We start from the raw sequence: 20,580 nt of genomic DNA on the forward strand, positions 1-20,580 counted from the left end.
CCAACCGGTGGGCTTTGCCATATTCTGCCACACACCAACAAACTCCAACTAGATAGAGATATGTAAAGATATGCTGATACCAGCAGAGGGGTGTCTCCTACAGCTGTTCTGGCTGCAGGAGACACCCCTCTTTTTGCATATACGTGAGGTTATTCAGCCCTGCGTGGTGGGCAGGAGCGCCACATCACATGAGATATAGCGGCGCTGCCATTCAAGGCACTGATACGTCTGTGTGGCGTCGGAAAGCGCGCGATGCTCTTCGGTGTCCGCAATGCCGTACCGGCGGATCAGATCCACCAGACGATGGCGTTCGGTGGGGAAGAGGCACTTGTCGATCGTCATCGTGTCGAGCGTGGGGCGCCGGAAATTGCTGACGAACTGCAACGTGCGGTGCTCGGCTTCGACGAGGAAGCCCATATCGAAGCGCACATTGTGTCCGATGATCATATCGTCGCCGATAAAGTCGATGAAATCCTCGAGCACATCCTCGATGGGCGGCTGATGCTCGACCATGGCATTCGTGATGCCGGTTATCTGGGTGATGCGCGGGGAGATGAGCACTCCCGGATTGACGAGCTGCGCATATCGGTCGGTGATACGGCCATCGCGGATTTTCACTGCACCGATTTCGGTGATGCGATCACGTTGCGCGCTCAGACCGGTGGTCTCGAGATCCAAGGCGATGTAATCCTTGGGAAGTTGTTCGGCAGGCCGAGTGACCAGAGGCATAACTGCTCCTTTTCCATAACCGCATCGCCATAGCTCAACCATGGAGCGTGACTGTGGCGTATCGTTGTAAGCTCTATAGACGTCTCTTCAAGTCACGAGTCTAACTCATGCAATGTGGCAAACCGCAATACCAGGGTGCTTCTTCGCAAAGAATTCTCATTGTTTTGCATTACTGCGCAAGTACACGGAACTGTCCAGTACTCGTGCCGTTGTGGTCAAGATAGCTCGTCGTCTCGGCCATCGCCCGGCGGATGCTGTTCGAAGTAGTCTCATCCGCGTTGTCTGCATTGAGCATAAGGCGCATCTGGTGCCACAACGCATTGCCATGGTTCGACGCGCTCACACCCTCGTCGATGAAGCCGAAGGATTCATAGAACCCAACAAGGCGTTCCTTGCACGTCAGCACGATTCCCGAACGGTGGCTGATTGCGGTGTCGAGGATCACGCGGCGCATCAGGTAGGCCGCACATCCACGGTGCTGGTACACCGGCGCGGTCTCGACGCCGAAGAGCATCTGCCACGCCCCGCGCTCGTCATGCAGTTCCGCGCGGCTGTACATGTCGTCACGCAGGTCACGTTCATCGGTCGCCATGCCATTGATGAAACTCACCAGCATGCCGTCTTCGAGTTGGGCGGGGAAACATGTGTCTCCCGCTGCGGAGTCTGGATTGACGAGCAGCCAGAAATGCTTGGGGAAGCGCTCGATGCGGTTGGCGAGGCTTTCGATGTCGGCGGCCTCCTGCGGGGGAAAGCACGCGGCTTCCACACTCGCCAGGGCATCAAGATCATCTAACGTGGCGTGACGCACAAACATGCCCACCATCGTCTCTCAAGGCGTAGTCAAAATGTTGGATGCAATGTATCTGTGAGCGTACAGCGCAACAACGGCTACAAACCTCGGTACGTGGGATTCGTCGGCATCCGTGCAACGACGTATGCAGACGCTTATAGGAAAATGTGCCGTTTTTGCGTCGGGGGTCTGCGCGCGGCGAGCTATATTGCAAGAAGCAAAGGCCTACATAGATGAAGAATCGAGGAGTATCATGGCTGCGAATACCGCCGGATCAGTCAGTGCAGGGAAAGGGGGCGCCGTGCGGACGGCAGCACAAGGCAAGACCCTCCCCAAGCGCACACTTACCACCAAGGACCTCATTGTCTTTGGCATGATCTTCATGGTGCCGATCGCCCCGTTCTCGATCATCGCCTCGGTGGCCGCCGTCTCACACGGCATGCCGGCCATCGCCTACCTGATCGCCATGGTGGCCATGCTGTTCACCGCGCTCTCGTTCGGCATGATGGTGCCGCTGTTCCCCTCGAGCGGCAGCATCTACATCTACGCTTCGCATGAGATGAGCACCGGCGTGGGCTTCGTGGTCGGTTGGCTCATGATCCTGCAATACCTCATCACCCCAGCGCTCATGCTGCTCATGGCGGCCAATGCCTTGCACCAGTATCTGCCCGGCGTGCCCGTATGGGTCTGGTGTGTGGTGTTCCTGGCGCTGATCACGGGCATCGCCATGCGTGGCATGGGCGCCACGGTGCTTGTGGACAAGCTCGCTTTGGCGGCTGAGCTCATCGTGCTCGCGTTGTTCTTCGTCTTCGGTGTCATCTACGTGGTGCGCCACCCCGAGATCGCGCATTTCTCGGGAACCGCCTTCTTCAATCCGTCCAAGTTCGACATGGGTGCGATGATGAGCGCCGTCTCGCTGTGCGCGCTGTCGTACGTGGGATTCGGCTCGATTGTGACGCTTGACGACGAGTGCGTGCAGCCGAAGAAGGGGCCGGGCAAGGCGATGATCGTCATCGTGCTGATCCTCGGCTTCCTGTACATGTCGATGAGCTTCCTGACGATGTGCATGGATCCTTCCGGCGATATCATGATCGCCAACCAGAACAGCGGCTTCTATACGGTGGCCGGACTCGCCGGCAAGTGGCTCGGTGTGTTGTGTGCCGTGGCGAATGCGCTCGCCCTCGGCCTGTTCACCTCGCTTTCGGGCATGACCGCGATTTCGAGCCTCATGTACACGATGGCTCAGGACGGTGGCCTGCCCAAGTTCCTCGGCACCCTGAACAAGAAGACGAACGTGCCCACAGGCGCCACATTGTTCACGGCCGCGGTGAACCTCGTGTTGATCGCCGTGTTCATTTTTGTGGGGCAGAACACCGCGGCCAAAGTGAGCAACTTTGGCGCGTTGTCCACCTACTTCATGCTCAATGTGGTGGTGATCTGGGGTCTGGGCATCAAAGGCCGCCAATACAAGGGACGCACGTTCTGGCGCTCGATCCTGTGCCCATTGATCGGCGCCATCGTGACCTTTGTGATTTTCATTTCGCTCGGCGCCAACGTCTGGATTGTCGGCGTGATCTGGACGGTGCTCGGCATCGTCTATTACCTCGTGTGGACCAAGGGCATGCACCACACGATGGATCTGGAGCGCTCCGTGGCCTAGCGGGCATGATGCCATCGGTGCGCGATATAGCTTCGATGCATCGCCCGGTATAGGGCAGGATTATCAGCGGGCGTGCGCAGTGGGAAAATCCACTGCGCACGCCCGCTTTTTGCATTGCGGCCAGGCCTTGCGCCGCCTCGGTTCTAGCGCAGCGTATCAATTCTTCGTATAGCCACGCCGTGGTGCCGCCGCCGCAGGTCACGTACATTATGAGTCGTCGCGGCCGCCCGTTCGGGCGGGGACTACAAGGAACGCAGAGGATGGGAGACGAATGAAGTATACGGTAATCGGTGCGGGCGGCATGGGCGTGCAGTTCGGCGTACTGCTGCAGGAGGCCGCGGGATGCGATGTGGATTTCATCGACGCCTGGGACGAGAACATCGCGGCGATCCGCGCCCAGAACGGCGCGTATGTCTCGCAGGACGGCCAGGGCCGCCATCTTGTGCCCATCGACATCCATTACCCGGAGGAGTACGACGGGGACCCCGATGTCTGGATCGTGTTCGTCAAACAGCAGCAGCTTCCGGGAATGCTCGAACGGTGCGCGCCGCTGTTCCGCGGCCATCAGTCCGTGTTCTCCGCGATGAACGGCCACGGGCACTTTGAGCAGCTCAACAGGTATTTCCCCGCAGACCGCATCTATGGGGGAACCGCGCTCATCGGCGCATACGTGTATGGCCCGGGCGATTTCAATTTCACGGGCGATGCGCATGCCAAAGCGATGAATCTGTGCGCGTATGACGGCCATACGCCCGAAAGCGACCCGGTGGAACGCGCCATCGTCGAGGATTTTCGTGCGGCGACCTTGAATCCCACCGTGGTTCCGGATTTCGAAGGTATGTGCCTGGCGAAGATCGTGTTCAATTCCGTGCTCAACACGCTGTGCACGATGTATCGGATCCGTTTTGGGGAGTTCGCGGCGCACCCCAGTGCCCAGACGCTCACCGAGCGGTTGGTCGACGAGGCGTACAGCGCCGCCGAGGCCGCGGGCATCACACTGCTGGGCACCCGGGAAAGCGAAGTGGACACGATCATGCGCACCGCTGGTGTGGCACATCCAAAGCACTATCCATCGATGTACCAAGACCTGACACGGTGCCGTCCGACAGAAGTCGACTACATCAACGGCTATCTGGCACAGCTCGGACGCGAGCACGGCAGGCCTTGCCCGCTCCATGCATTCCTCACGGACGAAGTGCATCTGGCGGAACACGCCTATGCGATTCACCATCCGACAACCAGCCGGTGAGCAGACCGCCGGCTGAACCCACGAAACCCCATACACAAGGCCCCGAGGGGCATAGAAATCCATATATAGGGAGGAAACACACCATGACCATCAGCACTCGCCGAACCCCGGTCTCGATCCTCGCTGCGGCGCTCGCGGCATGCACGTTGTTCTCCACGGCGGCGTGCGGCGGGAACGCAGCCGCCTCCACCGGCCAGATCGCGAAACCGCAGGACGGCGCCACCACGGCCATCGAAGTGGGGGTATGCGCCGGACCTTACGGCGACATGGTCGAGGATGTCATTGCGCCACTGCTCGAAGACGACGGCTACACACTCACCACAAAAGAGTTCAATGACTACGTCCAGCCGGACAAGGCCCTCGCCGCCGGAAGCATCGATGCGAACCTCATGCAGCATGGCAACTATCTGGCGAAGTTCAGTGCCGACAACAACCTTGATCTCGTGTCCCTCGGCCAGGTGCCCACGCTTGGCCTGGGGGTGTATTCCAACACATACGACTCAATCGATGAGATCGCCGACGGGGCCAGCATCGGCATCGCGAACGATGCCTCCAACCTGGCGCGCAGCCTCGGCGTGCTCGAGCAGCAGAGGCTCATCACGCTCGATGGCGATGTGGACGCCACGAAGGCCTCGACCGACGACATCGCATCCAATCCGAAGCACCTCACGATCAAGCCGCTGGACGCGGCGCAGCTCGCCCGTTCCCTCGACACCGTCGATGTCGTGCTCGTCCCGGGCAACTACGCGTGGGCGGCCGGCCTCAAGGCCCAGGACGCGCTTGCGTTTGAACAGCAAAGCGACGGCGTGATCAACGTCTTCGCCGTGAGCGGCGCCAACAAGGACTCCGATTTCGCGCAGAAGGTCCATCAGCTGCTCATCAGCGAGGAGTTCAAAGAGGCGATCGCCTCGAGCGAATTCAAGGATTTCGGCAAACCAACGGCGTGGAAGGAGTAGGCCATGGCCGCCATCATCACACTTGACGACGTCTCGGTCACGTTCCATGAGGCGGGCCGCGCCATTGAGGCGGTCAGGCATGTCAGTCTCGAAGTCGAACAGGGCGAGATCTTCGGCATCGTTGGATTTTCCGGCGCGGGGAAAAGCACGCTTGTGCGCACCATCAACCTGCTCGAGCGTCCCACCTCGGGCCGTGTGCTCATCGATGGGCGCGACATCACCGGCTTGAAGGGCGGCGCGTTGCGCGACCTGCGCAAATCGGTCGGCTTCGTGTTCCAAGGATTCAACCTCATCGGCAATGCGACCGTGGGTGCGAACATCGAGTTCGCGCTGCGCGCGGGCGGCGTGCCCAAGGCGCGGCGCCGCGAGCGCACGCGGGAACTGCTCGAGCTCGTCGGTCTCGCCGGCAAGATGGACAGCTATCCATCCAGCCTGTCGGGCGGCCAGAAGCAGCGTGTATCGATAGCGCGCGCCCTGGCGAACAATCCGCGCATACTGCTGTGCGACGAGGCGACAAGCGCGCTCGATCTGGAGACGACCGAAGGCATCCTCGCATTGCTCAAACGGATCAACACGGAACTCGGCGTCACGATCGTCTTCATCACCCACCAACTCGAGGTCGCGCAGCGCGTCTTCGACCGTGTGGCCGTGATGGAGGACGGCGCGATCATCGAACAGGGAACGACATTCGATGTGTTCGCCGAACCGCGGCATGGGACGACGCAGGCGCTCGTGGAACGGTTCCTCGGCGTGGCCATTCCGGAACGCCTCGTGCCGCAGCTGCCTGCCGGCAGACTCGTCGAGCTGCGGTACAAAGGCGACCATGCGTTCGAGCCGCTCATCAGCGCGGTCTCGAACAGGCACGGCGTGGCGGTCAACGTGCTGCACGGCAACGTCGAATATTTCGGCACACAGCCGATCGGCACGCTCGTCGTGCTCGTCTCGGCCATCCGCGAGGGCCAGCGGGGCGCGCGGGACGTCGAGGCGGCGCTTGACGAGTTGCGCGGGAAGGTCTTCGGATTCCAGGAACTGACCGACGCGGCCGTCGAGGACGCGCTCGGCGCGCAGTACAGCGGAGGCGCGCACGGAACAGGACAGGGGACGACACGGCGGGAGGTGCTCGTATGAGCGGCACATGGGAGATTCTGCACGACCATCTGGGCAAGGCGTTGTGGGACACATGCACGATGGTCGGCATCGCCACGGTCGTAGGCGTGGTGTTCGGCACGGCGCTCGCGGTCGTGCTGTATCTGACACAGGCGCGGCTGTTCACGCCGAACCGTCTGGTCAACACGATCGTCGGTTTTGCCGTGAACGCCATCCGGTCGCTGCCCTTCCTCATCCTGCTCGTCGTGCTGATCCCGCTCATCCAGCTGTGCATCGGCGACCCGTATACGCCCGCCGGTGGCGCCATCGCGCTGTCCATCGCGGCGATTCCGTTCTTCGCGCGCATCGCCGAAAGCGCGTTCGCCGAAGTCGACCCGGGACTGCTCGAGGCGGCGGTCTCGACGGGGGCGCCCCTGCGCCAGATCATCTCGGGCGCGGTGTTCCCGCAGGCGTTGCCGAGCTTCATCCGGGGCATAGTGCTCACGGTGATCTCGTTGCTGGGCTATTCGGCGATGGTCGGCACGATCGGCGCCGGAGGCATTGGCGATCTGGCCATCCAATACGGATACAACCGGTACGAAACCGGCGTGCTCATCGCAATCGTCGTGCTGCTCGTGCTGCTCGTCCAGCTCATCCAATGGGCCGGCGACCGCCTCGCGCTCAGGTTCACGCATTGACGGCGCACGGTCCGTTTCCATCATCAAACTGCAGCAAAAGGGGAATCCATGACCATGGCATTGTCGAGAATGGCCCGGTCCATACCGCCGAATGTGTTCGAGCGGATGGACCGCAAGGTCGCCGACGCGCGCGTGCGCGGCATTGATGTGATCGATCTGTCGAAAGGCAATCCCGACGGGTTCCCCGAAGCGCGCATCCGCGCAGAGGCCAAGGCGGCCGTCGACGACCCGGCGAACGCACGCTATACGCCGTTCGACGGCAAGCCGTCGTTCCTGCAGGCCGCAGCAGGCTGGTATGCGCACGAACACGGCGTGACGCTCGACCCCGAACGCGAGCTGTTCGCGGTCGAGGGTGCCGTCGACGGGCTCAGCGCGGCGTTCGCCGTATTGCTCGACCCCGGCGATGTGGTGGCATTCGCCGACCCATACTACCCGTCATACCATTGCATGGCCCAGATGCTCGGCGCACAGGAGCTGCTGCTGCCCGCGCGTGCCGAGCTGGGGTGGCTGCCCGACCTCGATGCAGTGCCAGAAGAGGCATGGGACCGCGTGAAGCTGCTCGTGCTGAACTACCCGAACAATCCCACCGGCGCGCAGGCCCCGCCGCGGTTCTTCGCCCGCGCGGTGGAGCTGGCCACCCGCCATGGGTTTACCATGGTGCATGATTTCGCCTATGCCGGCTTGGGCGTGCATGGGGACCAAGGGAGCCTGCTCGCGGTGCCGGGCGCGCGCGACGTGGGACTCGAGATCGTCTCGCTGTCGAAGATGTACGCGATGGCCGGCTGGCGCGCAGGATTCGTGGCCGGCAACGAACAGCTCGTCTCCGCGGTCAAACGCTACCACTACCAGATGGGCTCCATGGTCACTTCGTTCGTGCAGGACGCTGGTGCCGCCGCGCTCACCGGAGACCAAGGGTTTGTGCGCGAACAAGCCGCACGGTATGCGGCACGGCGTGCGATCGTGGCCAGCGGTCTGCACGCCGCCGGCTACTGCGTGTTCGCGTCACAAGGAGGATTGTATGTATGGGTGCAGGCGCCTGCGGCGATGACGGGCGAGGCGCTCGCGGCGCGCTGGCTCGACGAGGCAGGCGTTGCGGCATTGCCCGGCAGTTGCTTCGGTCGTGCCGGTGAGCAGTATGTGCGACTGAGTCTGCTCCAGCCGGAACAACGGCTGCGCGAGGCCGTGGCGCGCATAGGCACGCTTGCCTCCGGCGTGGAAAATCAGCACGCTTGAAGCGAATATGCTTCACAAAACAGATACAATTGGTTCGCAGTGGCCTGTGCGCCACCAGCCACAAGCCGAGGGTCTTTGAAAGGAGGGGATCGTCGTATGCTCGATTGGGCGTTCGTTTCGCGGTACGCGCCGTTCTTTGTGACCGGCGCGGAAATGACGCTGTTCATATCGGTGTTCGGCATCGCGCTCGCCATACTCACCGGATTGGTGTGTGCGGCGATCGAGACCGCGCGCATACCGGTATTGCGCCAGATCGTCCGCGTGTACATCGAGGTCAGCCGCAATACGCCGCTGCTTGTGCAATTGTATTTCCTGTATTTCGGCTTGCCGAAACTGGGGTTTGTGTGGTCCGCGGAGATGTGCGCAATCATCGGCCTGGGCTTCCTCGGCGGATCCTACATGAGCGAGGCGATGCGCGCCGGACTCGAGGCGGTGCCGCAGATCCAACGTGAGAACGCCTATATGCTGGGCCTCAGTTCGAGGCAGACGATGCTGCACGTGGTGATTCCGCAGGCGATCAGCACGTCGATCCCCGGCGTGGTGGCCAACGTGATCTTCCTGATCAAAGAATCCTCCGTCGTTTCGGCAATCGCCCTCGCTGACGTGATGTACATGGCCAAGGATCTCATCGGCATGTACTACACCACGTATGAGGCACTGTTCCTGCTGATTGTGACGTATTTGATCATTCTGCTGCCGATTTCAATCATCGGTACGTGGTTGGAGCGGAGGTTCGATTATGCAAAGCGCTAGCATCCTGCTCCAGCCGGGCGTTATGCCGCGCCTGTTGCAAGGCCTGTGGGTCACGATATGGCTTGCGGCGGTCTCCGTGGCGTTGAGCGTGCCGGTGGGTCTTGTCACCGGCTGGCTCATGACATTGCGCAATCCGGTGATCCGGGTGATCATGCGGATCTACTTGGATTTCATCCGCATCATGCCGCAGCTCGCGTTGCTGTTCATCGCGTTTTACGGATTGGCGCGCGCATGGAACTGGAACCTCGACGCAACCGGTGCATGTGTGTTTGTGTTCGTGCTGTGGGGAGGCGCCGAACTCGGCGACCTCGTGCGTGGCGCGCTCGAATCGATTCCGGCGATCCAATACGAATCCTCGTACATGCTGGGCCTGAGCAATTGGCAGACCTTCACCCATGTGATCCTGCCGCAGGCCGTGCGCAGGCTGCTGCCGGCCTCGGTGAACCTGGCCACGCGCATCGTCAAGACCACGTCGCTGGCCACACTGCTTGGTGTGGTCGAAGTGATCAAGGTGGGCCAGCAGATCATCGACGCACACCGCTTCGATTACCCGGCCGGCACACTGTGGGTCTACGGCGTGATCTTCGCGATGTATTTTGTGGTGTGTTGGCCACTTTCGATGGCGGCACGGTATCTGGAAAAGAGGTGGGCGAATGAGTGAGCCAATGCTCGCGGTCGACAATCTGCTCAAGCACTATGCGGGGGCGGAGCGCAATGTGTTCGACGGCATATCGTTTGACGTGCCGAAAGGCAAGGTGCTCGTGATCATCGGGCCATCCGGCTCGGGCAAATCCACGCTGTTGCGATGTGTGGGCGGCCTCGAGCCGATTCAGGGCGGCACCATCGCGCTCAACGGCGAGGTGATCGACCGCGGCGAACCCGGCAACGAAAAGTCGGGGCGAGCCAAACGCTCGAGCCAGTTGCGCACCAAAATCGGCATGGTGTTCCAAAGCTATGACCTATTCCCGAACCGCACCGTGCTCGGCAACATCACCATGGCGCCGGTCATGGTGCAGAAACGGCCCAAGCAAGATGTGGAGCGCGAAGCGATGGAACTGCTCAAGCGCGTCGGCCTCGCGGACCGCGCACAGGCCAGGCCGCACGAGCTTTCGGGCGGTCAACGCCAGCGTGTCGCCATCTGCCGTGCACTGATCGAACATCCCGAGCTCATGCTCATGGACGAAGTGACCGCGGCGCTCGACCCCGAGATGGTGCACGAAGTGCTTGACGTGGTGCTCGAATTGGCGGATGCGGGGCAGACGATGCTCATTGTGACGCACGAGATGCAGTTCGCGCGTGCGATCGCCGACGAAATCATCATGATTGAAGGCGGCGGCATAGTGGAGACATCCGACGATCCGGAAGCGTTCTTTGCCCACCCGACCACACAACGCGCGCAGGAGTTCCTGCGCACCTTCGAATTCAGCCGCCACCGCCATACAGAAGAGGACGGCGCCGGCGCACAGACGGCGTGACGCCGCAGGCGCACGCACCAACAGAGAGGAACAACTCATGACAACAGCAGTATGGAAGAATGTGGGCAAGACCCTTGCCGCAGCCGCCGCGAGCGTGCTGCTCGTGCTTGGCGCCGCCGCATGCGGCCCGAACGCGGGCACGCCGAGCGAGGCGGCCGGTACCGACGCCGGTTCGAGCGCGCAGGGCGGTTCGGCCGCCAAGGCGCGCACCCTCGACGAGATCAAGAAGTCGGGGGAGCTGCGCGTGGCGGTGTTCTCCGACAAGGCCCCGTTCGGCTATGTGGACAAGGACGGCAACTACGCGGGCTATGACGTGGTGTTCGCGGAACGCCTTGCCAAGGACTTGGGTGTGAAGCCGGTGTACACGTCGGTCGACCCGGCGGCGCGCGTCGATGTGCTCAGCTCGAACAAGGTGGACGTGACGCTCGCCAACTTCACCGTGACGCCCGAGCGCGCGGAAAAGGTGGACTTCGCGAAGCCGTACATGAAGGTCTCGTTGGGCATCGTTTCGCCTGAGGACGCGCCGATCAAGGATGTGAAGGACCTGGAGGGCAAGACGCTGATCGTGGCCAAGGGCACGACCGCCGAAACGTATTTCGAGAAGAACCACCCCGAAATCAAGCTACTCAAGTTTGACCAGTACGCGGATGCATACAACGCGCTGCTCGACGGCCGCGGCGATGCGATGAGCACCGACAACACCGAGGTGCTCGCGTGGGCCAAGGCGAACAAGGGCTATGTGGTCGATGTGACGAACCTAGGTGATGTGGACACGATCGCGCCAGCGGTGCAGAAGGGCAACACGGAATTGCTCGACTACATCAACGAAGAGATCGAGACGCTCGGCAAGGAGCAGTTCTTCCACAAGGATTACAAGGAGACGCTCGAACCGGTCTACGGTGACGCGGCGAACCCCGACGACATCGTGGTGGAAGGTGGCGTGGTCGAAGAGGCGAACGCCAAGTGACACCGGCTCCCGAAAGCGGGAACGATGACCGTGGTTTGGCCCCTGTCCGGCTCGTGGCCAGGGGGTCAAACCACGCTTGAGGCCATTGTTATGATGGTGGGCGATGCGTCTGTAGGCCGTTGTTGCAGCCGCATCTCAGAAAGGAACTGGCTATGGGTTTGGGAATCACACTTGCAGTCATCGTTGTGCTGATCATCATCGTGGTGGCATGCACTGCATACGTGGTGCCGCAGCAGCAAGCGTACATCATCGAACGGTTCGGCAAGTTCCACGCGGTTAGATTCGCCGGCATCCACTGCAAGCTGCCGCTTATCGACCGCATCGCGATGAAGACGAACATGCGCGTCTCGCAGCTCAATGTGAAGATCGAGACGAAGACGCTCGACAACGTGTTCGTGGAGATCGTGGCCTCCACGCAGTACCGCGTGAACGCCGAGAATGTGGCCAAGGCCTACTACGAGCTGCGTGACCCGCAAGGCCAGCTGCGCTCGTACATGGAGGACGCGTTGCGTTCGGCGATCCCCACACTCACGCTCGATGACGCGTTCGCGCGCAAAGACGACGTGGCGGCCGACGTGCAGCAGACCGTGGGCAACGAGATGGCCCGCTTCGGCTTCACCGTGGTCAAGACGCTGATCACGTCGATCGACCCGAGCCCGCAGGTCAAGACGGCGATGGATTCGATCAATGCCGCCCAGCGCGAAAAGGAAGCCACGCGCCAACGCGCGGAGGCCATGCGCATCCAGATCGAGACGCAGGCCGCCGCGGAAGCGGAGAAAGTGCGTCTGCAGGGCGAAGGCCAGGCCAACTACCGCCGCGAGATCGCCAACGGCATCGTCGACCAGATCAAGAGCCTGCAGGAAGTGGGCATGGACATCACCGCCGTGAATAATGTGGTGTTGTTCAACCAGTACCTCGACGTGCTGCGTGCGCTTTCCGAATCGAACAACGCGAAGACCGTGGTGCTGCCCGCTTCCACGCCCGGTGGCTATAGCGAGGTGTTCGACCAGATGACCAAGGCGATGGTCGCATCGCAGGAATCCTGACGGTTCAGACGGCGAGGAAGTCGGCAATGCGCCCTGCCTGGCCATAGCCGGCACGGTACATGCGCTCAAGGCCCTCATAGGTCTTCGACAGCGTGGACAGGCCATACAGCTCTTCCGGGGCGAGGATCAGCACCTTGCCCTCCGATTCGTACCGCTTGGCCAGATCGACCTCGCTGTTGTACGTTTTGTAGCGTTCCAACAGGCGTTCCGCCGCCTCGGGGTGGCTCCGGCGCAGGATATGCGCTGGGGCCACATCCTTATACTGTTCGCGGATCACATCTTTCGGTCGTGTCAGCACAAGCACGATGCGGTCGCAACCGTCGTCAACCGCCTTCTGCACCGGCACAGGGTCGGCGATGCCACCGTCGAAATACGGCACGCCGTCGATCACATACGGCTGGCAGGCCACCGGCACGGCCGAACTCGCCTTGAGCACATCGTAATCGTCGTAATGCATGTCGTCTTTGGTGAAGTACTTCGTCGAGCCATCGCGCGCGTCGCATGCCACGACGGTGAATTGCGACGGGTTGGCGGCGAAGGCCTCGTAATCGAGTGGGTTTTCGCCGTCATGGTTGCTCAACGTGCCATACACGTAGTCGAGATTCGCGAAATTGTGGTTGTGGATGAACGAATTGACGCTCGCGTATTCTTTACGGAACGCATACTGTGTGTAGAACGTATGGTTGCGCCCATGCTGGTGCGCGAGGAACGATGTGAGGTTCGCGCTGCCGGCCGAAACGCCGTAGCAATGGTCGAACGCAACACCTTCCTCAAGGCAGCGGTCGAGCACACCGGCGCCGAAGATGGCGCGGAATCCGCCGCCGACGTCGATGATTGCAGTGGTATGGGGGGTCTGTTCACTCATAATCGCCTCATGTGTTCTGTGAAGTGTCTGGAGACTCGGCCGGCGTCACGTGTCACGCGGCGCACGGTGGCGCGTCAAGCAGTGTCTGCGCAAGCTGTGTGACGCGCGGGGAGGGGTCGGAGTTGGTCAGTGTGACGGATCCGGTTTGGGCCCGTGGCGCCAATGCGCCGAGGGACTCGAGGATGACGTCGAGATGGTGCACGGTGCCGTGGTTGCCGTCGATGATCGCGGTGGATTCGGGCAGCAACTCACGGAAATAGTCACGGTAGAACACGAAATGCGTGCAGCCGAGCACAACCGAATCCACAGTGGACAGGTCGTATCGGTCGAAATAGCCGTGCAGCGTGCGCATGACGAGGTCGTGGTCTCCGAGCTGGCCGTGTTCCACGATGTCGACGAGCTCCGGGCATGGCTGTGGCCAGATGGTGTTGTCTGATTCGAAGCGGTGCATCAGTGCTGCGAACTTGTGTTCGCGCAACGTGAGCGGTGTGGCCGCCACAATGACCCGTTGCGGAACGCCATGCCCGCGGTCGCATGCCACCTTGAGCGCCGGCTCCATACCGATGATCGGCAGGTTGTATTCGTCACGCAGTTCGTCCACGGCGGCCGACGTGGCGGTGTTGCAGGCGATGACAATCGCTTTGGCACCTTGTTCCACAAGGTGTTCCACGATGGTGCGCGACAATGCGCGCACCTCCTGGGGGGGTTTGGTGCCATAGGGGGCATGCGCTGAATCGCCGAAGAAAAGGATGCGCTCATGGGGTAGCTCCCTGCGGATCTGCCGCACGACGGAGATGCCCCCCAACCCGGAATCGAATACGCCGATCGGTGCCGATGAACTCATCACACTGTCCTTTCCATATGCCCGCATGTCCGGGCATCGAGTGTCATTATATGTCGCGGCGGTGGTGCGCGCCTATGACACAATGGTCGGTTGTGCGGAATACGGGCGAGTACAGTGAAAGCATGACCATTGCACAGACATTGACCAAAGCACAGGCGACCGGCAACGATTTTCTCATGTTCGCCGACGACCATGGTGCCTATGACCCGCAGCCGAAGGAGATCGCGCATGTGTGCAACCGGCACTTCGGCATTGGCGCGGACGGCGTGATCCGCGTCACCCATCCTGAATATGTGGCCGACCTGACCGATGCCCAGCGCGAGGCACTTGCCAAGGCGCACGTCGACTGGTTCATGGACTACCGCAACGCGGACGGCACACTGGCGCAGATGTGTGGCAACGGCGCGCGCGCGACGGCGCTGTTCATCCAGGCGATGCACCTGGCGGTCGTGGCCGACGGCCAGCCGCTGCGGCTGGGCACACGCGCCGGCGTCAAAACACTCACGCCGCTCGCGGACGGTCCCGATCTGGGCACCCAGCTGTTCCGCGTGGACATGGGGCCGTGGTCGGTCGGCGAGGAGGACGCCTATACGGTGACGGTCGACTCGTCGATCGGCGCGGGCAAAGGCACGTTCGTGGACATGGGCAACCCGCATGTGGTGACCGTCGTCGAAGACGCGTTCACGTCGCTGCCGGTGCTCGACAACATCAATCTGAGCGTGCAGCCGGTTGTGGAGCCGGGCATCGACGAAGGCCAGAACGTGGAGTTTGTGCGCATCGACGAGATCGACGCCGCAACCGACATCGGCGAAGCCACGATGCGCGTGTACGAGCGCGGCTGCGGCGAGACGATGTCGTGCGGCACCGGCCTATGCGCCACGGCGATCGTGCTGCGCGCCAAGACCGACATCAGCCACTGGCATATCAAGGTGAAGGGCGGCACGCTGCGCGTGGACGTGACCGACGACAATGTGATGTTGACGGGTTCCGCCGCGCTTGTGGCCACCGTGCAGATGATGCAGGCGTGCTGACGGAGCGGATCTGCTAGAACGTGAACAGGTAGGCGCCGTCTTTGACGAGGATGAGCGTGATGAGCGCGACGATCCACACCGCGTCGACCATCAGATCGAAACCCAGCCGGTAATACTTGCGCAGGCCACGGGCATGTGCGGGCAGACCCTGCACCGTGACCGTGGCATGGCTGAGCGCCATGAACTGCAACGTTGTGGCGAAGCACAGCACAAGGCACCACGGGCATAGCGCATTGATCACGAACAGCGACTGCGATGTGAGCCAATACGAATAGGCGAGCGCCGCCACGCCGCCCAGCCATGTGCATGTGGCGAACCAGGCGGGCATGCGCATGCGGGCAAGCCCGATGACGGCGATCGTGACGAACACGGATTCGGCGGCGATGCCGAAGAAGGCGTTCGGGAAACTCATCTCGCCGAATTTGACGATTTCCGACTGCCACGACTGCGCCACGGTCGTGCATGAGAGCTTGGCGTTCACATCGCAACTGAGTGCCTGGTCGGGGTTGCGCGCCATCTGCAGCGTTTCTGCGGAGAGGATGAACGAGACGAGCAGGGCGGCCGCCGAAGCCACGAGCATGACGAGATAGAGCCATGTGGCCCTATGCCTCCATCCGCGGGGTTCTTCGGGTTCCACCGGTGTGCTGGCGCCGGTTGCTGGTGCGCTGTCTTGCGTCATGATGGGTTCCTTCTTCATACGTCATACCACGCACTGGTGCATGGATTGCAATGCATACCACGTTACCGCACGCGGAGGGCCCGGCATGGAGTCGGTGGTTCGATCCGGCTGGCGTTGTTCACGATGCGGATACCGTTTGAGGTGCCCAATGGTTAGGATGGGAACCATGAGAGAGCCAATGATGCCGATGCGCCCGCCGATCCATGGCTGGGATCTGCACTGCCATACCGTGTTTTCCGATGGGACCGAGACGCCGCGGACCTTGGTGCGGGAAGCGAAGCAGGCCGGCTTGCATGGCGTGGCGATCACCGACCACGATACAACGGCTGGCTGGGCGCAGGCGCAGCAGGCGTCGATGGACTATGGGCTGCCGTTGGTGCGCGGCACGGAGATCACCGCACAGGACGGCCGTGTTTCGGTGCACATGCTGGCATACCAGTACAATCCGCGCAACCGGCATATCTGTGACCTGTTCACGGCGACGCGCGCGGCACGCCTCGAACGGGTCAAGCGCATGGTGGCGCTGCTGTCACGGGATTACCCGATCACATGGGACGATGTGCTGGCGCAGGTCAAGGAAGGCAGCAACACCACAATCGGACGGCCGCATATCGCCGATGCCCTGGTGGCCGCGGGCGTGTATGCCACGCGCTCGGATGCGTTCGCCGATGCAATCAGCTCGCACAGCAGGTATTACATTCCCACGCCATCGCCGACGACGACGCAGGTGGTGCAGGCGGTCAATGAAGCGGGTGGGGTGAGTGTGGTCGCCCATGCCGCCGACCCCAGCCGCAATCGCGTGTTGTTGAGCGACGCACAGATCGGCAGGCTTGCGGAAGAAGGCCTTGATGGCCTGGAAGTGTGGCACCGGGGCAATCCGGACGCCGGACGTCAACGGCTGCTCGGATTGGCCCAGCGCTACCATCTGCTCGTCACCGGAGGTTCGGATTGGCATGGGGCCGGCAAGCCGAACGCCTTGGGTGAGAACCTGACCGATGACGAGACAGTGGCGAAGATCGTGGAACGCGGCGCGATTCCACTGTGGAATGCTTGCGGCTCCAAGGAGCCATAAGCATGATGCCTAGTTGAGGGCGCCGAACCCGACCGCGTGGCGGGTCTCGGAACCGATGATCGCATAGCCGAGGGCGTCGGCGGGCACAATGATGTGGCGGTCTTTGGTATCGGTCAGTGTGATCGGCTCGTGGTTGGCGATCGCCTTGTTGATCGCGGCGCCCACCTGATCGGCCGGTTCATCGGTGTTGAAGGTGACGGCGCCGGCGACGTTGCGGATTCCCAATTCGATTTCCATGGTTGTTGCTCCTTGCTGTGGTTGTATGGGCATTGTACGCGCGGGTGCGCGCGGAAGGTCACGATTGTGTCATGTCGTCGTCGGGCGTTGCGGCGATGTGCGCGGACGACGTGTGCGGATGCGCTCCGTTGAGCCCGGCCTGGGCGTCGCGCATCGCGCGCTCCTCACGCTCGAGGAGCGGGATGAGCATCGTCTTGGTGTCGGCAGGCCCTGGCTGGGCGACGTGCGCATCGGTGGACTGTTGCACCGCGGCTTCGCCGGTGGCGTCGGTATCGATGCGTTCGCCAATGCCGATGACGATGGTCTCACTCGACGCCGCATACTGGCGGGACGCGGTGTCGTCGGCATCGATGACGCCGATCGCGTCAATCGAATGCGAATCCGTGCGGTCGTCGACGGCGGCGCGCACCGCATGCTCGTTCGTCGTGTCGTGGTCGGCGGTCTGGTCGAACGAATCGGACGGCGCGGCGGCCGCGGCTGTGGAGGGGAGGGAATCGCGGCGCTGCTGGTCTTCGCGCAGCAGTGTGTTGACGGTGACTGTGCTCGGCGGCTTGCCCGCGCCGCCCTCGGCTACGCCATCGCGGCGGCGGTGCATCGTGGCGCCGAGCTGGTGGGCAAGACGGTCCACCTGCGCCTTGAACTGCATGATGCGCGCGTTGTCGCCTTGGTTGAGCGCTTGGATGAACTCGCCGACTTGATCCATCTGCACCCACAGATTGGCGCGCAGCATAATCAGGTCGTCGAGGCGGTTCCCCAGAATGCGCCCGTACGCGGAGATGACGGCGTTGCGGTGCGTCTCGTCGAGTTTGGAGAAAATCCACGCCAAATCGCGTGCGGGGTCGTTGATCTGCATCTCCTGCCAATTGGTGATCGTGGTGATCGTGGAGCCGGAGAAGATGAAATCACCGTCGGAGAATCCGCCGTGCACCGGGCACGTGGCGAACGACCATAGTCCCTCGGTCTCGAGGATATGCGCCCAGCTGTCGGTGATCTCCTGTGGCACATGCCCGGCTTGGCGCAGGCGGCGGATCCAGGCGGTGAGCTGCGCGTGAATCTGGCCCGTGGTGAACGCCGGGTATTTCGCATTGACTAGGAACGAAGGGCGCAGGCGGTGGATCGCGCCGATCGCGGTGCCGATGCTGGCGCAATCGCCAAGCGTGAGCAGATCCAACGAGCGCGCCACACCGTCGGGGTGCGTGGTGACGAGCACGGCGGTCTCGTCGGGGTCTCTGTCGGCTAGGTCGAATGCCACCACATGGTCGGTGGAAAACCCGAGTCCGGCGAGTTCGCGAGATTGGTCGACGACGCGCGCCGCGCGCACACGGCCGGCCAGACGCTTCTTGCCCTGTGGCAGGTTCGTGGCATAGACGTTGTAGAAGTTGCCATGCACGTCTTGCACCACGGCCTGGTCGATGCCAGCGGCCTGATCCGTCTCGTTTTTCTGCTCGCTGTCGCGTACCCCTACCACGGCGACGTTCGGCATCGTAGCCGAGGCGAGGGCCGCCAACATCAGATTGCTTCGTTCAGTCACACACGGTATTTTTCCATGCGGAGGGTACAATTCGCAAGCATTGCAACGCTTTCATGCCTGATTCGAAGACGCGCCCGACGGTCTCGCACCGTGTTCACACACAGCTGAGCGCGACCGGCCATACGCCGGCGCGTTCCGCTCGAACCCCGGGCGCCGCCGTGCCACAATGGGGCCATGGCAATTTCGGCGAATGAGATTCTCGACGGGCTCGACGACGCACAGCGGCGGGCCGCGTGCAGTGTGGACGGGCCGGTGCGCATCATCGCATGCGCCGGTGCGGGCAAGACGCGTACGATCACGCGCAGAATCGCATATGCGTGCGCGACTGGCGCGTGGGAGGCGTCCCGCGCGCTCGCGGTCACGTTCTCGGTCAAGGCGGCGCAGGAGATGCGCACGCGTCTGCTCGATCTTGGGGTGGGCGAGGACATGCACATCGCCACGTTCCACGCCGCCGCGCTGCACCAGTTGCGCACGATGTGGCCCGATGTGTGCGAGGGGCCGTTCCCTGTGCTGTCCGAATCGCCCCGCGACCTGGTGGGGGCCGCGCTGTTCCGTGCGCTCAACATGCAGGCCGAACGCAACGTGATTCAGGATGTGCACGCCGAAATCGACTGGTGCAAGGTCTCGCTGATCGCCCCGGAAGATTATGCGCGCGTATGCGAAGCCACCCACCATGCGCCGCCCGCGCCATTGGACCCGCAGTCCTTCACACGTGTCTACGACCAGTACGAGCAGGAGAAGGCCGCGCGCATGGAGATCGATTTCAATGACATCCTGCTCGTCACCGCGCATATCCTCGACACCTACCCCGAAGTGGGAGAGCAGATGCGGTCGCAGATCGGCTGGCTCACGGTCGACGAATACCAAGACGTCTCACCGCTGCAGCACCGGTTGATGCGCAGCTGGCTCGGTGAGCGTCGCAATGTGTGCGTTGTGGGCGACCCGGCGCAGACGATCTACTCGTTTGCCGGCGCCACAAGCTACTATCTCAACCATTTCGCGCGCGAGTTCCATCCGCTCGCCGCGGATATCGCACTCGACACCGATTACCGCTCGGCACAGTCCATCGTCGCACGGGCAAACACCGTACTGGGCAAATCCGCGCAACGCGAGGACTATCTCAAGCTCAAGGCGGTGAGGGAAGGGTCGCGGCGTGTGCTGAGCGCGGCGTACGAGACCGATGCGCAGGAGGCGCAGGCCGTCGCCGCGCGCATCGCCCGACTCGTGGGGCAGGGCGCCCGGCCGGGGGATTTCGCAGTGCTCACACGGCTCAACGGCCAGCAGCGTGTTGTGGTGAATGCATTGAAAGAGCAGGGATTGCCATACCAGGTGCGCAGAAACTCCGGGTGGCAGCAGTCCGTGCTCCAGCCGGTCCCCACGGTGGAAGGTGCGCCGGTCGGCGATGCGGAGGCGCTCGATCAGGGGCGTGTCACGGTCTCGACGATCCACGCGTCGAAAGGCCTCGAATTCGACCATGTGTTCCTCGTCGGGCTTTCGGAAGGATTGATGCCCTACCGGGCTTCCGACGATGTGGAGGCGCTGGAAGAAGAACGGCGCGTGCTCTATGTGGGAGTCACGCGCGCGCAGGAATCACTGTATCTGTCGTATGCGAAGAGACAGGACGAGCGCGCGGGCCGGGTACGCCAACCCACGCGCTTCCTGTAAGTGGCTGTAGCCGG

At 62.3% G+C, this 20,580-nt stretch carries 22 protein-coding genes; 15 read left to right on the forward strand and 7 right to left on the reverse strand.

The genetic code is table 11. The features are described from left to right. Positions 1–153: 153 nt before the first annotated feature. On the reverse strand, positions 154–729 hold the full coding sequence (locus OU02_RS02230; RefSeq protein WP_033488595.1) for a 3'-5' exonuclease: 576 nt from the start codon (positions 727–729) through the stop codon (positions 154–156). Between the two features lie 169 nt (positions 730–898). After that, positions 899–1,543: a GNAT family N-acetyltransferase gene (locus OU02_RS02235; protein ID WP_033488872.1), complete on the reverse strand. Its 645-nt coding sequence runs from the start codon at positions 1,541–1,543 to the stop codon at positions 899–901. Positions 1,544–1,772: 229 nt separating this feature from the next. On the opposite strand from OU02_RS02235, the gene OU02_RS02240 reads away from it, so the two are divergent. The 11 genes from OU02_RS02240 (at position 1,773) to OU02_RS02290 (ending at position 12,642) form a co-directional block, all read left to right on the forward strand. Further along, the gene (locus tag OU02_RS02240; protein WP_033488596.1) at positions 1,773–3,179 is read left to right on the forward strand and encodes an APC family permease; all 1,407 of its coding nucleotides are present in this window, start codon (positions 1,773–1,775) and stop codon (positions 3,177–3,179) included. A gap of 271 nt (positions 3,180–3,450) precedes the next feature. Next, on the forward strand, positions 3,451–4,428 hold the full coding sequence (locus OU02_RS02245) for a ketopantoate reductase family protein (protein WP_033488597.1): 978 nt from the start codon (positions 3,451–3,453) through the stop codon (positions 4,426–4,428). Between the two features lie 83 nt (positions 4,429–4,511). Continuing rightward, complete coding sequence (locus OU02_RS02250) at positions 4,512–5,384, forward strand: MetQ/NlpA family ABC transporter substrate-binding protein (protein ID WP_033488598.1); 873 nt, start codon at positions 4,512–4,514, stop codon at positions 5,382–5,384. Positions 5,385–5,387: 3 nt separating this feature from the next. After that, complete coding sequence (locus OU02_RS02255) at positions 5,388–6,512, forward strand: methionine ABC transporter ATP-binding protein (protein ID WP_080720498.1); 1,125 nt, start codon at positions 5,388–5,390, stop codon at positions 6,510–6,512. Then, positions 6,509–7,168, forward strand: coding sequence for a methionine ABC transporter permease (locus tag OU02_RS02260; protein WP_033488599.1), 660 nt, complete (start codon positions 6,509–6,511; stop codon positions 7,166–7,168). Before OU02_RS02255 ends, OU02_RS02260 begins: the two co-directional genes overlap by 4 nt. 48 nt (positions 7,169–7,216) lie before the next feature. Beyond that, complete coding sequence (locus OU02_RS02265; RefSeq protein WP_033488600.1) at positions 7,217–8,401, forward strand: pyridoxal phosphate-dependent aminotransferase; 1,185 nt, start codon at positions 7,217–7,219, stop codon at positions 8,399–8,401. Positions 8,402–8,497: 96 nt separating this feature from the next. Beyond that, positions 8,498–9,154 carry an amino acid ABC transporter permease gene (locus OU02_RS02270; protein WP_026644171.1) on the forward strand — a complete coding sequence of 219 codons (657 nt, stop codon included), beginning with the start codon at positions 8,498–8,500 and terminating at the stop codon, positions 9,152–9,154. Further along, positions 9,141–9,815, forward strand: coding sequence for an amino acid ABC transporter permease (locus OU02_RS02275; RefSeq protein WP_033488601.1), 675 nt, complete (start codon positions 9,141–9,143; stop codon positions 9,813–9,815). Before OU02_RS02270 ends, OU02_RS02275 begins: the two co-directional genes overlap by 14 nt. Next, entirely contained in the window at positions 9,808–10,629 is an 822-nt protein-coding gene (locus OU02_RS02280; protein ID WP_033488602.1) for an amino acid ABC transporter ATP-binding protein, read from the forward strand. Before OU02_RS02275 ends, OU02_RS02280 begins: the two co-directional genes overlap by 8 nt. Positions 10,630–10,666: 37 nt before the next feature. Then, a complete protein-coding gene (locus tag OU02_RS02285; protein ID WP_033488603.1) occupies positions 10,667–11,596 on the forward strand; it encodes a cysteine ABC transporter substrate-binding protein in 930 nt (309 codons plus the stop codon). Between the two features lie 152 nt (positions 11,597–11,748). Then, a complete protein-coding gene (locus OU02_RS02290) occupies positions 11,749–12,642 on the forward strand; it encodes an SPFH domain-containing protein (protein WP_033488604.1) in 894 nt (297 codons plus the stop codon). Positions 12,643–12,646: 4 nt separating this feature from the next. On the opposite strand, the gene OU02_RS02295 is transcribed toward OU02_RS02290, so the two are convergent. Further along, complete coding sequence (locus OU02_RS02295) at positions 12,647–13,507, reverse strand: patatin-like phospholipase family protein (protein WP_033488605.1); 861 nt, start codon at positions 13,505–13,507, stop codon at positions 12,647–12,649. A 52-nt stretch (positions 13,508–13,559) separates the two neighbouring features. Further along, entirely contained in the window at positions 13,560–14,351 is a 792-nt protein-coding gene (gene murI / locus OU02_RS02300; RefSeq protein ID WP_033488606.1) for a glutamate racemase, read from the reverse strand. A 122-nt stretch (positions 14,352–14,473) separates the two neighbouring features. Between murI and dapF the strand changes: the two genes are divergently transcribed. Then, positions 14,474–15,382: a diaminopimelate epimerase gene (gene dapF / locus OU02_RS02305; protein ID WP_033488874.1), complete on the forward strand. Its 909-nt coding sequence runs from the start codon at positions 14,474–14,476 to the stop codon at positions 15,380–15,382. Positions 15,383–15,395: 13 nt separating this feature from the next. On the opposite strand, the gene OU02_RS02310 is transcribed toward dapF, so the two are convergent. Beyond that, positions 15,396–16,061: a vitamin K epoxide reductase family protein gene (locus OU02_RS02310; protein ID WP_152593130.1), complete on the reverse strand. Its 666-nt coding sequence runs from the start codon at positions 16,059–16,061 to the stop codon at positions 15,396–15,398. 166 nt (positions 16,062–16,227) lie between these two features. Between OU02_RS02310 and OU02_RS02315 the strand changes: the two genes are divergently transcribed. Beyond that, the gene (locus OU02_RS02315) at positions 16,228–17,133 is read left to right on the forward strand and encodes a PHP domain-containing protein (protein WP_033488607.1); all 906 of its coding nucleotides are present in this window, start codon (positions 16,228–16,230) and stop codon (positions 17,131–17,133) included. Between the two features lie 9 nt (positions 17,134–17,142). On the opposite strand, the gene OU02_RS02320 is transcribed toward OU02_RS02315, so the two are convergent. Together OU02_RS02320 and OU02_RS02325 are read right to left on the reverse strand one after the other, a co-directional pair. Continuing rightward, positions 17,143–17,370, reverse strand: a complete 228-nt coding sequence (locus OU02_RS02320) for a DUF3107 domain-containing protein (RefSeq protein ID WP_033488608.1) — start codon at positions 17,368–17,370, stop codon at positions 17,143–17,145. A 58-nt stretch (positions 17,371–17,428) separates the two neighbouring features. Then, positions 17,429–18,853: a phosphotransferase gene (locus tag OU02_RS02325; protein WP_129990165.1), complete on the reverse strand. Its 1,425-nt coding sequence runs from the start codon at positions 18,851–18,853 to the stop codon at positions 17,429–17,431. A gap of 101 nt (positions 18,854–18,954) precedes the next feature. On the opposite strand from OU02_RS02325, the gene OU02_RS08820 reads away from it, so the two are divergent. Further along, positions 18,955–19,095 carry a hypothetical protein gene (locus OU02_RS08820; RefSeq protein ID WP_155270060.1) on the forward strand — a complete coding sequence of 47 codons (141 nt, stop codon included), beginning with the start codon at positions 18,955–18,957 and terminating at the stop codon, positions 19,093–19,095. Beyond that, a complete protein-coding gene (locus OU02_RS02330; protein WP_033488609.1) occupies positions 19,076–20,566 on the forward strand; it encodes an ATP-dependent helicase in 1,491 nt (496 codons plus the stop codon). The genes OU02_RS08820 and OU02_RS02330 overlap by 20 nt, the downstream gene beginning before the upstream one ends. Positions 20,567–20,580: the final 14 nt, after the last annotated feature.

Source organism: Bifidobacterium pseudolongum subsp. pseudolongum DSM 20099, from assembly GCF_000771225.1.
Classification (GTDB): Bacteria; Actinomycetota; Actinomycetes; order Actinomycetales; family Bifidobacteriaceae; genus Bifidobacterium; species Bifidobacterium pseudolongum.